The 14,965-nt window shown below is 55.7% G+C and carries 15 protein-coding genes; 5 read left to right on the plus strand and 10 right to left on the minus strand.

What is annotated here, in order from left to right:
• Positions 1–3: 3 nt before the first annotated feature.
• The 10 genes from fliI to ACJ77P_RS09830 form a co-directional block, all read right to left on the minus strand.
• Positions 4–1,356, minus strand: coding sequence for a flagellar protein export ATPase FliI (fliI, locus tag ACJ77P_RS09785; protein ID WP_408998117.1), 1,353 nt, complete (start codon positions 1,354–1,356; stop codon positions 4–6).
• A 32-nt stretch (positions 1,357–1,388) separates the two neighbouring features.
• Entirely contained in the window at positions 1,389–2,090 is a 702-nt protein-coding gene (locus tag ACJ77P_RS09790) for a FliH/SctL family protein (protein ID WP_408998118.1), read from the minus strand.
• Positions 2,077–3,081, minus strand: coding sequence for a flagellar motor switch protein FliG (gene fliG, locus ACJ77P_RS09795; protein ID WP_367360178.1), 1,005 nt, complete (start codon positions 3,079–3,081; stop codon positions 2,077–2,079). Before fliG ends, ACJ77P_RS09790 begins: the two co-directional genes overlap by 14 nt.
• A 70-nt stretch (positions 3,082–3,151) precedes the next feature.
• Positions 3,152–4,681, minus strand: coding sequence for a flagellar basal-body MS-ring/collar protein FliF (gene fliF / locus ACJ77P_RS09800; protein ID WP_367360179.1), 1,530 nt, complete (start codon positions 4,679–4,681; stop codon positions 3,152–3,154).
• 44 nt (positions 4,682–4,725) lie between these two features.
• Entirely contained in the window at positions 4,726–5,031 is a 306-nt protein-coding gene (gene fliE, locus ACJ77P_RS09805) for a flagellar hook-basal body complex protein FliE (RefSeq protein WP_367360180.1), read from the minus strand.
• Between the two features lie 105 nt (positions 5,032–5,136).
• Complete coding sequence (gene flgC / locus ACJ77P_RS09810) at positions 5,137–5,568, minus strand: flagellar basal body rod protein FlgC (RefSeq protein WP_367360181.1); 432 nt, start codon at positions 5,566–5,568, stop codon at positions 5,137–5,139.
• A 1-nt stretch (position 5,569) separates the two neighbouring features.
• Positions 5,570–5,956: a flagellar basal body rod protein FlgB gene (flgB, locus tag ACJ77P_RS09815; RefSeq protein WP_367360182.1), complete on the minus strand. Its 387-nt coding sequence runs from the start codon at positions 5,954–5,956 to the stop codon at positions 5,570–5,572.
• 72 nt (positions 5,957–6,028) lie between these two features.
• Positions 6,029–7,432 carry a sigma-54-dependent transcriptional regulator gene (locus tag ACJ77P_RS09820; protein WP_408998119.1) on the minus strand — a complete coding sequence of 468 codons (1,404 nt, stop codon included), beginning with the start codon at positions 7,430–7,432 and terminating at the stop codon, positions 6,029–6,031.
• 21 nt (positions 7,433–7,453) lie between these two features.
• The gene (locus tag ACJ77P_RS09825) at positions 7,454–8,734 is read right to left on the minus strand and encodes a two-component system sensor histidine kinase NtrB (protein ID WP_408998120.1); all 1,281 of its coding nucleotides are present in this window, start codon (positions 8,732–8,734) and stop codon (positions 7,454–7,456) included.
• 18 nt (positions 8,735–8,752) lie between these two features.
• Positions 8,753–11,260: a tetratricopeptide repeat protein gene (locus ACJ77P_RS09830; protein ID WP_408998121.1), complete on the minus strand. Its 2,508-nt coding sequence runs from the start codon at positions 11,258–11,260 to the stop codon at positions 8,753–8,755.
• A 564-nt stretch (positions 11,261–11,824) separates the two neighbouring features.
• On the opposite strand from ACJ77P_RS09830, the gene ACJ77P_RS09835 reads away from it, so the two are divergent.
• The 5 genes from ACJ77P_RS09835 to ACJ77P_RS09855 all read left to right on the plus strand — a co-directional run bounded on the left by ACJ77P_RS09835 (position 11,825) and on the right by ACJ77P_RS09855 (position 14,961).
• Positions 11,825–12,838, plus strand: a complete 1,014-nt coding sequence (locus ACJ77P_RS09835) for an HlyD family secretion protein (RefSeq protein WP_367360186.1) — start codon at positions 11,825–11,827, stop codon at positions 12,836–12,838.
• Entirely contained in the window at positions 12,822–13,586 is a 765-nt protein-coding gene (locus ACJ77P_RS09840; protein WP_408998122.1) for an ABC transporter ATP-binding protein, read from the plus strand. Before ACJ77P_RS09835 ends, ACJ77P_RS09840 begins: the two co-directional genes overlap by 17 nt.
• Entirely contained in the window at positions 13,567–14,331 is a 765-nt protein-coding gene (locus ACJ77P_RS09845) for an ABC transporter ATP-binding protein (protein WP_408998123.1), read from the plus strand. The genes ACJ77P_RS09840 and ACJ77P_RS09845 overlap by 20 nt, the downstream gene beginning before the upstream one ends.
• Before the next feature lie 102 nt (positions 14,332–14,433).
• A complete protein-coding gene (locus ACJ77P_RS09850) occupies positions 14,434–14,733 on the plus strand; it encodes a YciI family protein (RefSeq protein ID WP_367360189.1) in 300 nt (99 codons plus the stop codon).
• 42 nt (positions 14,734–14,775) lie between these two features.
• Positions 14,776–14,961 carry a hypothetical protein gene (locus ACJ77P_RS09855; RefSeq protein ID WP_367360190.1) on the plus strand — a complete coding sequence of 62 codons (186 nt, stop codon included), beginning with the start codon at positions 14,776–14,778 and terminating at the stop codon, positions 14,959–14,961.
• Positions 14,962–14,965: the final 4 nt, after the last annotated feature.

Here is a 14,965-nt window from a genome sequence, read left to right on the forward strand (position 1 = left end):
CCCCTATTCCGCCGCGAAGAGGTTCTCCATCATCCCGGTGGTTTCTTCAAAATCAAACCGCTCATGAATATCCTGCCTCAGGAAAGCATTGACCGGATTGATCATGCGGATGGCGTAATCGATCTCCGCATTGCTTCCATGAACATAGGCGCCGATGTTGATCAGTTCCTCAGCCTTTTTATAGGTCGCCAGGATGTTCAAGATCTGATTCGCCGCTTTCTTGTGCTTTTCAGTGACGATGTCGATCATCACGCGGCTGACGCTGTTGAGAACATCAACGCAGGGGTAATGGTTTCTGCTGGCCAGATCCCGGGAGAGATAGATGTGCCCGTCCAGAATGGACCTTGCCGTGTCGGAAATGGGCTCATTGAAGTCATCTCCTTCGACCAGGATCGTGTATAACCCCGTGATGCTTCCCCGGTCTTCCACCTTTCCCGCCCGCTCCAGGAGCTTGGGCAGGAGGCTGAAAACGGAGGGGGTATACCCCTTCGTGGTGGGCGGCTCCCCTACGGACAGGCCTATTTCACGCTGGGCCATGGCGAACCGCGTCAAGGAATCCACCATCAGCAGGACATTGCGGCCCTGGTCCCGGAAGTATTCCGATATGGTCGTTGCCACATAAGCCGCCCGCATGCGGATGAGCGGGTGCATATCCGATGCAGCCACCACAACAACGGAGCGGGCCAGTCCCTCCTTCCCCAGGTTCTTTTCGAGAAACTCGCGGACCTCCCTGCCCCTCTCGCCGATCAGGCCGATCACGTTGATGTCCGCATTGGTATTACGGGCGATCATCCCCATCAGGACGCTTTTACCGACGCCTGACCCGGCGAAAATCCCCATCCGCTGCCCCTTGCCGCAGCTGAACATCCCATTGAGAACCTTTACGCCGAAATCGATGGGATCGGAGATTCTTCCCCGCACGAGGGGGTTGATGGGTTCGGCATACAGAGGATACTCCTCTTCCGCCTCAATCGGACCCTTGTTGTCGATCGGGCTTCCCGATCCGTCGATCACCCGTCCCAGAAGGCTTTCTCCGACTTTCACTGCCGCCTTCCTGCCCAGGGACTTGATGTTGCATCCCGGCCCCAGCCCCTGGATGTTTTCCAACGGCATCAGGATCACCTTGCCCTTTTTAAACCCCACGACTTCGGCAATAACCGGTTTCTGTCCAGGGGGCAGGAGGGCGCAGAGCTCTCCGATGGAAGCCGCCGGGCCGTTGCCCTCGACAACCAGGCCGACAATTTCACTCACCTTGCCATATACTTTGATCGGCGAAATTCTGCCGAGAGCACGCCTGTACCTGGAAAAATCCAGGCAGGGATTCCGGGGCGTCCGTTGTGTCGATTCAAGATGCATGGTTCAGGTACTCAACGGGAACGGGGGCATGGTCACGGGGCCTGCAGATTCAGAAGCCCGGACTTTATTTCGTTGAGCTGTTCGCTGATGCGGGCGTCGACGTCCCCCGAAGTGGTTTCGATCATCGCCCCGCCCCGTGCAATGGCTCCATCCTCTTCAAAGAAGACATTCCTGAAGCCATCCATACTGTTTATGAAATCGTTTTTTATTTGCACCATATATTGGAAATCGCTTGGATTCAGCCTGACCTTGATGTTTTCCCTCTCGACGATATTGCGAAAGGCCGCTCTTAAGACGTTGAGGATTACGCTCTGGTCGGTGGATATCTCCTTGTGCACAACCATCTCGGCAATTGAAAAGCACAGATCCAGCACCTGCCTTTCCGCGGTTTCAAGGCTTTTTTCCTTGAAGGTTCCGAGCTCTTTTGCAAGGGCCTGCAGGGTGTTTTCCACCCTCAGCATCTCCTTTTTTTGAGCCTCGGACGCCTCCGAAATGGCGGCGGCATATCCCTGCTCGTAGGCGCTCTTCCGGACCTCGTCCATCTGCTGCTTCGCCTGCTGAAGGATGGTCTCTATTTCCCGTTTCCTTGTCTCCTCGGGGGAGCCCCTCTTCTCTTCCCCCGGATCCCTCCCCGTTACACTCAGTGGCATAAAATCCATCGCACCGCCGGTCGGTTGGGAAACATAAGAAACGTCCTGCGACTTGATGATCCTCGTCTGCCTATACATACTCATCCTGCACATCGCCCCTTGAGAGGACGATACGGCCTTCTGCTTCCATCTTCTTCGCGATTTCAATAATCGCCCGCTGGCTCACCTCCGCCTCCGAGACCTTGATGGGAGGCATGATCTCAAGCTCCTCCTTAAGCATCTCCGCCCCTCTCTTCGACATGTTGCGGAACACCTTTTCCCTTAACCCCTCATCAACGAGCTTCAAGGCCTTGCCGATATCCTCGCTGCTGATTTCTCTCAGAATCTCCTGCAATCCGCGATCATCGAGCTGAAGAATATCGTCAAAGGTAAGCATCAGGTTTCGGATGCCGGCAGCCAGTTCCGGATCCGTATCTTCCAGGGCCGTCAGAATGGAATTTTCACTGGCCCGGTTCATCTTGTTCAGGATGTCGGCCATCACACGGACCCCACCGATATCCTGGCTGGTCGTCGCCCCTGAAACAATCTCCTTTTCCAGGGTTTGCGCAATTTCATCGATATACTCCTGGGGGACGCTTTTCAGCGTGGCCATTCGGCGGGTGATTTCAAACTGCATTTCCGGCGTAAAATTTTCCAGAATCTGCGCCGCCTTTTCAGGCTTTAAATGGGCAAGGATCAGCGCAATGGTCTGGGGGTGCTCCGATCGTGTAAAATCCATCAGGACCTTGGGGTCTACGTCCCGGAGCTTTTCCGTGATCGGATTGTCATCGCAGCGGACGCTGGACACTTCACTGAGGATATTCTCGGCTTCAGCTTCCCCGACCGCCTTCATGACGATGTTCCTGGTGAAGTCGTCCCTCACGGAGATGAGCCTCCCCTTTTCCTTCGCAAGGGAACAGAATTCCTTGGAAATGGAAGAGATGGTATCCGATGAGATGGTGCTGACCCGGCTCATGAACTTTCCGAGACGTTTTATTTCCGAGGGCTTTAAATGCTTCATCACTTCGGAAGCGTATTCTTCCTCCAATGATAAAACCAGAATGGCAGCCTTTTCTTCATTCGTTATGCTTCCCATTTGTCACCACCCTGATCTCCCGTTCCACGGAGCCCTCTCGTCCTCTTTTCTTGAATGGATTCCCCGCGTTTCATTTCAGCCAGTTCCGCAGCAGTTCCGCAAAAGCCTTGGAATCTTCCACGGCCAGTCTTCTCGTCCATTCCACTTCGCTCAGTTCCTTCTCATGGGCAGACACCAGATCCAGGGAGGGGGGGCTTCCATTCAATTCAATGACGTCCGCCGGAAGCGCCTGGTTTTCGACGGCCCTCTGGGAAGTCTGTCCGGCCAGCCCCCGGATGAGGGGACGGATGACAAAGAAGAAGGCAAGAATCACGGCGATCAGAAGAAGCAGATATTTGATCAGCGAGGAGTGTTGAACCAGGCCGTCTCCAAGCCAGGAGCCACCGCTGTCGCCTTCTTCCGAATCCAGCTTTTTGAACGGCATATTGGTGACGGCGACCTGATCGCCCCGGGCGGCGTTGAACCCTGCGGAGGTTCGAACGAGGCTCTCGATGGATTCGATCTCCTTTTTGTCCCTGGGCTGATAACTCTCGGCGCCTTCCTTATCCTTGGTGTAGACACCGTCAACCAGAACGGCGATGGAGAGCTTCCTGATCTCGCCAACGGGCATGACCGTTTTGGTGACGGTTTTGTTGATTTCATAATTGATGATCTCATCCAGCCTCTCCTGCCCCGCGCTCGAATTGGCCGCCCCGGAATTGGCCGTTTTCTCGGACTGCTTCTGGGTGCTCCGTACAACCGGAGATTCCGGATCATAGGATTCTTCCGTCTTTTCAGCCACGCGGAAATCAAGGTCAGCGGACACTCGAACTACGGCCTTGCCCCGCCCGACGACATTTTCCAGGAGGGATTGAATTCTGGCGGCCGTGTCCTTTTCAAGATTGCGCTGAAATTCAATCTGTGAACCGGACAGGCCGGAAATCCCCGCCTCTCCTTTCAGCTTGGATAAGATGCTGCCTTTATTATCCACAATAATGACGTCTTCCGCATTCAAGCCCTCCACACTGCTCGCCACCAGATGAACGATTCCATCGATCTGCGAGGCACCGAGTGAGCGGCCCGGCTTCATCTTGAGGGTGACGGAAGCGGTCGCCTTTTTCTCTTCACTGACAAAAAGCGACTCTTTCGGCAGGGCAATATGGACCCGACAGGATTCTATTTCCTCCAATCCCTTGATGGTTCTCGCCAACTCGCCCTGGAGGGCGCGCCGATAATTCATCTGCTGCTCGAATTCCGTAACTCCCAGGTTTTTCTGGTCGAAGATCTCGAAGCCTACCCCGCCGCCCTGCGGCAGACCCGACCCGGCCAGCTCCAGGCGAAGCTCTGAAACCCTCTCTTGAGGAACCAGGATCGTATCTCCCGACGAGGTCACTTCGTAGGGAAGCTTTTTCTCCTTGAGTTTTGTTACAATGGCGGATGCGTCTTCACCGGACAAATGGGAAAACAGGACTTTATATTCGGTGCGGTTCGCCAGGTACACCATCGCCGCTAAAGCGGTGAGCGTGATTCCAGCCGCAATGAGTATGGACCATCTCCTTGCCGGCGCCAGCTCCGTGAAGCTCTGCCGGAACTTCTCAAAGAAACCCAGAAGAGGTTGCATGCCGATAACAACTTACCCTTTCATGTGCCGAAGCAGAAAAACACTCATACCTGCATCCTCATGACTTCCTGGTAGGCATCTATGATTTTGTTTCTGACCTGCATCATGGTCTGGAAGGATATGCTCGCTTTCTCCAGGGCGATCATCGCCTCATGAATGCTGCCCGTATCATGCACCTGCACCTTGGATATCGCCGCATCAGCGTCATGCTGAAGCTTATTGATGTCATGTATGGTATTGCGGAGGACATCGCCAAACGAAGACGCTCCTTCATTCCCTTCTCCCCCGGTCTTCTTCTCCGAAAGAGCGGACGGCGGCATCAGCTTGCCCTGGACCGATAAGTCGTTCATTTCTTCACCTCTTCAACTCAGGCTGCCTTTCTTCCCTTCGCCTCCGGCTACAGATCGAACGGCCGTCGACGCGGTCTCCGGGAAAAGGGTTCATCCCGCATGGCGTTATTTCCCGATGTCCAGTGTTTTAAGGGCCATGTTCTTGGTTGCGTCAAAGGCTGTAACGCAGGCCTCGTAAGCCCTGCTTGCCGTGATCATGTCCGTCATTTCCGTTACGACATTGACGTTGGGCATCTCCACATTGCCCTGTTCATCGGCATCCGGGTGGGATGGATTGTAGACCTTTTTCGCGTCCGCCCGGTCCTGGATTACCTCCTTCAGGGAGACCTCCTGCACGGCGTCCCTCAACTTATCTCCGAAGCTGAATTTTTTGTTCACATTTTCCGAAGAGAACACGGCGATCTTGCGCCTGTACGGCCCTCCCTCGGGCGTGCTGGTTGTAGAGACATTGGCCAGATTGCTCGCTATGACATCCATTTTTGACCTTTGAGCGGCAAACCCGGAACTGCAGATGCGAAACGACGTCAGAAAATCCATTTTATTTCGTCTCCTTCAATACGGTGCTCAACCCCTTGAACTTGCGCGCCAGCATTTCAACGGTCAGGTTGTACATCAGGTGGTTTTCGGCCAGAGAGGTCATTTCGTCATCCATCTTCACCTTGTCTCCCGTTTCCACGACCTTGAAATCCTTGTCCGAAATCTCGTCCTGAAGGGCAGGCAGATGTTTTTTATCCGTCTTCGCGAGGGCCAGGCTGTTCACATCGGCCAGGGCCTTGTCCAGGGTGCTCTTGAAGACGTAATCCTTCGGCCTGTAATCAGGAGAATCCATATTGGCGATGTTGGACATAACCACTTTGTTTCTTGAAGAACGATATCCAAGCATCCCGGACAACATCCCGAAGGTCTTGTTGAATAAAAAATCCATCCTTTCCCCCTCTGTTCAGAGACGATTCAAGCAAGGCATGTACCATCCTGGAGAAAAGGTTCCAGGTTAACGCTACTCCGAACCCTTTAACGAATATTCCTGGAGTTTGTTTCTCATGGTCCTGACACTGATGCCCAATATTTCCGCCGCCTTTGTTTTGTTGCCCTTCACCTTGTCCAGCGTGTTGAAAATGAGTTCCTTTTCCATCTCCCAGATCGTCATGTCCCTGGAAAAGTCGATTTCAGGAATTCCATCGGCAATCTCTTCCCGGAAACGGGACATTTTTTCCCCGGGCGGGTCATCGGACCCGACATCCTCCAGATAAAGATGCTCCGGCAATACCGCATCCCCCTGGCAGACCAGCACCGCCCGTTCAATGACATTTTCCAGTTCCCGGACATTGCCCGGCCAGTCGTAGGCGTTCAGGCGCTTCAACGTGCTGTCGTCCAGCACCGGCAAGGGCCTTCCGTTCAGATTGGCGTATTTCTCCAGGAAATGACGGCCAAGGCATTCAATGTCGCCCCTCCTTTCCCGCAAGGGCGGAATTTTCAGCGGGATGACATTGAGCCGATAATACAGGTCATCCCGAAACGCCCTGTCTTCAACGGCTTTCCGGATGTCTGCATTGGTCGTGGCGATGATCCGCACGTCAATGGGAAAGGGCATCTTTCCACCCACCCGGTCGATTTCCTTCTCCTGGATGACCCGCAGCAGTTTCGCCTGCAGGTGCGGGCTCATTTCGGTCACCTCATCAAGAAGCAGCGTCCCCCCGTTCGCCAGCTCGAACTTTCCGATTTTCCGCTGCATCGCCCCGGTGAACGCCCCTTTTTCATAGCCGAACATTTCACTTTCCAGGAGATTTTCGGGGATGGCGGCGCAATTGACCGCCACAAAGGGCATGTGCTTCCGATCGCTGTGGCGGTAGAGGAACCGGGCGAACAGCTCTTTTCCCGTTCCGCTCTCCCCCTGGATCAGGACGCTGGATTTGCTCTTGGCCACCGTCTTGAGGAATTCAAAGATGCCCAGCATTCTGCCGTCCTGTGTGACGATCTCCCGGTCGGCAGCCGGGATTTTTCGTTCCGCCCGGCCTCCCTTTTCGTCCTTTCCGCCCTGGGTGGCCAGGACGTTCTTGACGACGAACTCGATGTCCTCAAGGGAAAAGGGCTTCATGATGAAATCGGAGGCCCCTTCCTTCATCGCCTCCACCGCGGTGTTAACGGTTCCATAAGCGGTGATGAGGATCACAGGGCTTTCCGGAGAGATCTTTTTGATGCTTTTCAAGACTTCCATGCCGCTCATTCCGGGCATTCTCATATCCGTAATGACCGCTTCGAAGGCGCCGGCCCTGAACTTATCCAGGGCTTCGATGCCGTTGGCCGCAGCCTCGACAAGGTATCCGCAGCTTTCCAGGGTTTCGCAGAGAGCCATTCTCATGGAGGTGTCGTCATCAACAACCAGTATGTGCGTTTCTTTCATTCTTTTCCCATCCGGATCGTTCTAAGAGTCCATCCCCTTCGTGACGGAGGCCGCCGCCGCTTCACCCCCCGGACCCCTGGAGCGCATTCCCCGGTCCGTCAGGGGCAGGAGAATGTGCACCGTCGTTCCCTTCCCTTCGGCGCTTTCCACATGGATGTATCCCCGATGCATTTCGATGATGGTGTGGACGATGGCCAGTCCCAGCCCCGATCCCTCTTCCCTGGTCGTAAAGAAGGGATCAAAGATCCTGGGCAGCGCCTCCCCGGCGATGCCGGTTCCGGAATCGACGATCGTGATTTCGATAAAGGGCTCATCCGCCTCCTGCTCCTGGCCGGGGTCCGGGTAGCAGGTTTGAAAGCAGAGGATCCCCCCCCGTTGATCCAGAGACTGCAGCGCATTGAGGATCAGGTTGAAAAACGCCTGTTTCAGCATTTCAACATCCCCTTCAATCCAGGGTTCATCTTCTGAAAAGGCCGTTTTGACCAAGACGTTTTCCCGGTCGATCATGGGCTCGCAAAATCCAAGAAGCTCCTTCAAAAAAAGGTGAAGAGAAATCTGCTGCAAAATCAAATTGCGGTTTTTTGTGAAGAGAAGAAGATTGGATATTTTGTTGTCCATCTTTTTAACGGACGAGATAATCCTTGAAATACGATCCTTTTCCCTGTCCCCCTTTAATTCCTTCAATAAAAGCGAGGCGTACAATTCGATGCTTCCCAGGGGGTTTCGAATTTCATGGGCGATATTGGCCGCCATTTCACCCAGGGCTGCAAATTTTTCGGACCGTTTGGCCATGCTTTCCAGTTTTTCAATGCGGGTGATGTCGCGAAGGATAAAAACGGTTCCCATTTTCCGCCCGCCCGATTTGATCGGCGATCCCGTTACTTCAAGAAGGCGGTCTTTGAAGCTCATGCGGGCGCTTCTTCCCTTCGGGTGGGATTTGTTCAGAAAAATATCCATCCATTCGTTCGAAGGAAGATCCTCGAAGAGGACACGAAGATGTTTCCCAAAAACGCTCTCCTGGGAGTTTCCCAGAAAAGTTTCCGAAGCGGCGTTCAGCACCTGGATTTCATCGTCCAGATTGGTCACAAGGACGCCGTTGGTTAAACTTTCCAGGATATTCTGCAGATAACCCTTCATCTCCTCCTTCTCGGAAAGCGTTCTCAGCAGTTCCTCATTTTTTGCCTCCAATTCACGGTTCAGGCTTTCAAACTTCTTCTCCAGACGCGCAAAGGCCTGCTGGATATGCAGAGTCGCCTGATTGAACCCTTCAAAGGATTTCTGAAGGGAAGAAATATCGTTCATGACCCAACTCCCGCACGTTCAATTCTTCTCTAGATAATCGCGATTGCTCCTGGACCACGCCTGGTCGGCAACCCAGTAATCCACGACTTTCGGCCAGAAGGCATCGCCGCTTTGCTCCTTCAGCTGGGCAAAGCTTTTTCCCGCCATGGCCCCATCATTCAGTTTATGGTAGCTCTGCCCCATCCGAAAGAGGGCCCACATCGAGGATTCCCTGTGCCTGATCCCCGGAAAGGCCTGTGAATACATGGCCAGACCGTTCTGATAATCGCCGGTTTCATAATAACAATCCCCCATACCCGCGCAGACATCGGCAACAAACCCCTGGTCGCATTTCTGTGGATCCTCGCGGCACGCGTCCAGAATTTCCCGATACCGGCTGACGGCCGAAGAGCAGAGTCCTTGATGTCTCAAGGCATGGGCATAATTTCTGGAGATCGGAAGAAAATCAGCACGGCCCTTTGCCTTGATCAGTTCTTCATACAGGGGGATCACCCTATCGTACCGGCCTTTCCCGTAGAAATAATCCGCCAGATTCCGCCTCGCCGCATCTGCCGCGTCACCGCCATTCCTTGCAAGCTCCGCCAGCAGGGCTTTCCATTTTTCATCGGTCATTTCCCCCTGGCTGCGGTCGGACTCCAACATGATGAGATCCGAAACGGATGTCTCCATCGCCTGATTGTTCTTTTGCTTCAGGCGGTCCAAAAGGGCCACGGCGTCGGCTTTCAGCCCTGTTTTCCACAGGCTGTCTCCAATCCTGAAGAACATTGCCGTCGACTCGGCGGACAGGGGCACCTTGTTGCGTACCCGGTAATAAAGGTCCGCAACGGCGAGAAAATCCCCCCCTGCCCGGGCTTCCTCGATCAGGTGGGTTGCATTCAGAACAAGATAGGCCCTGCTCTCCTGATGCAGACGTCCATGGGGAAAGGCATCGAGAAGCCTGCAGTACAGTTCGAGGGACTCCTTGAAGCGGCCGGACTTACACAAGGCGTACCCTTTTTGATACAAAAGCCACTCCTCCCGATAGCCCCCGGGATATTTTGTCCGCATCCAATCGTAGGTTTCTATGGGATTTTTGAAGTAATCCCGTCCCGCCATGCAGGCGTTGAACTCCGCCTTCGGATCCATGACGCCGATATTCGCCATGAAAAGGATGCCTTCATTCGCCTCCAGGGTATTCGGATAGGACTCCAGAAGCAGGCTGAACACTTTCAATGCCGTCGAAAAGCGGCCGCCGAAATAGTGGGATCTCCCCAAGTTGTACAAGGCGTTCTTTCTCAGATCACCGTCCGGCTGGAGGTTGAAGCACAGAAGAAACAGGTTTGCCGAACCCGTGTAATCCCCCTGAGAAAACCGGTAGAGCCCCAGATCATGCAGGATATCGGTGGTCAGCCCATCAAAGGAACTCCACTTGTTCAGCGCATTCCGATACCAGGCATCCCCCTCCGGCCTTTGATTCGTCTGCCGCAGGCAATAACCCAGGAGAAAAGACGCCTGGAACGCATAGGACCCATCGGGAGATAACGATAAATATTTCTTCAGCTTATCAATGGCATGGGTGTAGCGTTTTGTCTGATAGAGGATCTTCCCCATCCGAAAGAGCGCTTCCTGCCCGTAAGGAGAATCGGGATATTTCGATAGGACATTCGAATAAGCCTCGTAGGCCTCTTCGTAACTCCCCGTCCGTTCCAGGATGTCCGCCAGCCGGAAATTCGCCACATCATTTCCGCTGCGAGGGTCCGGGTAATGGCAGAGAATATTCCTGTAGGACTCAATGGTCTGCGATCCGTACTTCCCGCTCTCCTTTTCACCGAGAAAATAGAGGCAATCGGCGAGAAGCCGCAGGCTGCTCTCGTACAGGGCGGCGTCGCTTTTCTGACTCGAAAGGAGAGCGTTCAGCATGCCCGCTGCCTGCTGATACCGGTGGGCGTCGAATTCCGTCTTCGCCGCCTCATATTCGGAGCAGACAGGGCTCTGCCCGGCCGGGATCGAAGCCGGAGCGTCGCCCCCCTTGGAACCCGCCGGCGTTTCCGGTTTTCTGCCGTTTTCCGACGGCAGGAGTCTGCTGCTGAAGATGGCCTGCTTCATTCCGGAACCGGCACCTTTGGCTACCCGGGCGCTTTCACCCGCCCTCTGATCCGTGATGGGGACAACAGTCCCCCCGGCCGTTGCGCTTGACGCGCTGTGAGCCGGCTTCACAGCCTTCTGCGGTCGCTTTTTTTCCTTTGCCGGCGGGGACATCCGGTTTTGCGGCCGTTTTTCTTCGGCGAAGACCCGGTACCAGGTCCCCTTTCCAGGGATTTCGACTTCCTTGAAATAGGCCTCGATGCCTTTCGACTTCAGCCTGTCCCTTTCCTGAACGGCGCTCTCCATCTTCTGATAGGACGAAACCTGCCTGACCCGGCTGTTCTGATGTTCCGTTTCCGCCCGGCAGACGCCCTGCCCCCAGGCGGTGAGACTCAAGACCCAGAAGAAGAGAATGGCAATCCGGAGCATCCTGTCGGAGTTCCTCCATGGCAAAGTCATCATTCATCAACCCCAGCCGGAGAGCACGATATGGCCGCTTCTGCGGATGCTTTCGGAACCGCTGCACTGCAGATCACAGATTTCCCCCATCATTCAACGCATTGAAGAACCTCACAGGATCAAAGCAATGGCTATACCAGCTTCACCTGTCCCGGCAACCGCCTTCAGCCGCTGCAGGATGGCTCGGCGAATCCCCCGCGGCGGGCTTGGCGGCCGCCGGGAACCAACCTCGACGAGCCCTCGGACGAACCGACGGAACCGCGGAAATCCTCCAGGACCTCGGCCCCGCATGTTCCGCCATGAAGCCATTCCATTGACGCTCCGGGAAGATTCTCTCCCCGGCAGGCCGGAGATGCCGGCAGGAGAAAAAACGCTTTTCCGCTTCCTGCGGGCCTGGAATCTCACAGGCACCGGAATCCCGATGTCAATTGACTGACACAGAGGGGATTAACAGCGAGAGGATAACATTGACGTTCTTTTCAAGACGTGCTATATAAACGCCCATTCTCGAGGAGAATTTATGAACGATCAATCCCCCTGTCTGCCGGAAGAATCCCCAGAGGTTCCATGCTGAAGAAACGCCTCATTCCAATGATCCTCATCGTCGTCGTGGTTGCCGCCAGCCTGCTTGTCTATTTCGGGCAGCGGCAGAACAGCCGGCGGGAAGCCTACTATTCCGGAACGATTGAAAGTACGGACGCCCAGCTCGCCTTTCAGACCGCTGGCCGGGTTGCCGCCGTACACATCCGGGAAGGAGAAGCCGTCCGGGCGGACCAGGTGCTGGCGGAACTCGATACGGCGGAATGGAACGCCCGCCGCGATCAGGCCAGGGCCGCCGTGGACCGGTCCGAAAACAGCGTGAAGCAATTGGAAGTTCTCCTCAATCTGTACAGAACATCGCTGCCCGAGGACGTTGCGAAAGCGTCGGCCCAGGTGGATAACCTGAAATACACGCTGACCGATGCGGCCAGGAACAATGCACGGTATGCTCAGCTCTTTTCGCGGGGGGTGGTTTCGGAAAAGGAGCGGGATGCCGTAAGGCTTCGCTATGACAACGCCCGGGCCGCCCTGAGGGAAGGCGAGGCCGTGCTTGGAAAGGCCCGCAGTGAAATGCAGAAGATCGAAGCCACCCGGATGGAGCTCCAGGCCGCCCGTTCACAGGCGGAGGCGGCCCGGGCGGCCCTCGAGGAAGTGAACATCCAGAGGGCCTACACGACCCTGAGGGCCCCTTTCGATGGAATCCTGCTGAGCCGGAATGTCGAGCCGGGGGAAGTCGTCTCTCCCGGAAGGGAAGTCCTGACCCTGTCCAATCTTGCCACCGTCGATCTGAAGATCTTCGTCAGCGAGACGGAGATCGGAAAGGTCCGGCCGGGGCAAGCCGTCGATGTCAAGGTGGACACCTTTCCGGACCGCATCTTCAAGGGCAAGGTCTCCTACATCTCCCCGGAAGGAGAGTTTACCCCGAAGATCATCCAGACATTCAAGGAGCGGGTCAAACTGGTTTATCTCGTAAAGGTCGCCCTCCCGAACCCCGATTTCGTACTCAAGGCGGGGATGCCTGCTGATGCCTGGCTCCGATAACCCGATCATCCGAGTTGAAAAGGTCTCTCTGCGGTTCGGCGCCGTGACCGCGGTTTCGGAGGCCTCCCTTTCGGTGGCCGCGGGTTCCATGTTCGGCCTGGTGGGATCGGACGGGGCGGGAAAGACCTCCCTGCTGCGGATGATCGCCACCATGATCCAGCCCTCCGCCGGAACCATCACCATCGACGGCCTGGATGTTTCGACCCACCGGCGGCAGGTCCGGGACCGCATCGGTTACATGCCCCAGCGGTTCGGACTCTATCAGGATCTGACCGTTGATGAGAATCTCAAGTTTTTCATGGATATTTACGGGATCAGGGGAACGGAGGCGAAGTTGAGAAGAGAGCGCTACCTGGGCTTTTCCCATCTGCTGCCCTTCGCCCACCGTCCGGCGGGCCAGCTTTCGGGAGGAATGAAGCAGAAACTGGGCCTGGCCTCCGTTCTGGTTCACGAACCGAAAGTGCTGATTCTCGACGAGCCGACCAACGGCGTCGACCCCGTTTCCCGCCGGGAATTCTGGGACATGCTGAGGGTCATGCAGAACGACGGGATGACCATTCTGACCTCGACAGCCTACCTGGATGAAGGCGAGCAGTGCGACCAGGTTGCCATCATGCACCAGGCGCTGATCCTGGAGACCGCCTCGCCGCAAGCCATGCGATACGGCTTTCCCAGCCTGGAAGAGGCAGTGATTTCCCGGATACAGGAAGTGGATGAGGAGCTCCGGAATGACTCCTTCCAACGATAAGGCCATTGTTGTAAAAAACCTGGAAAAGCGCTTCGGCTCCTTTACAGCGGTTGACCGGATCTCTTTCGAAGTCGAAAGGGGGGAAATTTTCGGTTTTCTCGGCCCGAACGGCTCCGGAAAGTCAACGACCATCCGCATGCTTTGCGGCATTCTCACCCCCACATCGGGAGAGGGCTACGTAGCCGGCCGCGACATCATTTCCCAGCCTGAAACGGTAAAGCAGGCAATCGGCTACATGTCCCAGCGCTTTTCCCTTTACGAGGATCTGACGCCCTATGAGAACATCCGTTTTTATCTCGGCGTCTACAAGGTCGCCCCCGGCAGGTGGAAGGAGCGAATCGCCTGGGTTCTCGAATTGACCCGTCTGCAGGCGGTCCGCGATGTTTTGACCCGAACGCTTCCCCCCGGCTGGCGGCAGCGCCTCTCCCTGGGGTGCGCCCTGCTGCACGATCCGGAGATTCTCTTTCTCGACGAACCGACCGCCGGCGTGGATCCCATTACCAGGCGGCATTTCTGGGATTTTATCCGCCGGCTCGCCGGGGATGGCATCACGGTCTTCATCACCACGCACTACATGGATGAGGCCCGTTACTGCGAAAAGATCGTCATGCTGAACGAGGGGCGGATCGTCGCGGCCGACGGCCCCGAAAACATCATCCAGTCGGCCTGCCCCGGAAAAAAGGAGGCGACGCTGGATGACGCCTTCGTGGCACTGATGGCCGGGCGCGGCGAACAGACGCCGTAAACAGGAATCGGCGATCCCGTACCTGCTACACGCCGGCGGCTGGAACCGGTCTGGCGCCTGGTTCTGAAGCGTCACAAAACTATGTTCCGGAGGAATTCGATCATGAAAAAGACCTTTTTGATTCTCTATAAACCCGGCCCGGCCTGGATTCCGGGACGCCACATCTTCGACCAGCCTCTCCAGGCCCATGGAGAGTACATCCAGAAGCATTATTTTGAGGGAAAAGTCCGGATGGCGGGTCCATTCCTGGACAGCAGCGGCGGGGCCTCCCTGCTCGAAGTGGAGGGCGGGGAAGCGGAGGCCCGCTCCATAGCCGAAAATGATCCGGCCGTCAAGGCCGGCCTTTTTACGTTTACGGTTTTCCCCTGGCATCTCGTTTCCTGGGAGAACTACGGGAAATAGCGGGCAGCGTCTCCGCAAACAGCGTTTGAAGAGGATTGCCTCATGAAGCCCTTCCGGCCGTGTTTCGTCCCGCTTTTCATGGCCGTCGGTTCCATCGGCATTCCGCCTTTTTTCATGAGTCTGGCGGAGGGCATCGAGTCCCGGAACGTCAGGAGAATCATTGCCCAATCCGTCATGATCAACCGCCGCGGGCTCTTCACCATCCCGGGCGGCGGAATCGCCGGATAGGAGG

This window comes from Syntrophus buswellii (assembly GCF_046097065.1).
GTDB classification, from domain to species: domain Bacteria; phylum Desulfobacterota; class Syntrophia; order Syntrophales; family Syntrophaceae; genus Syntrophus; species Syntrophus buswellii.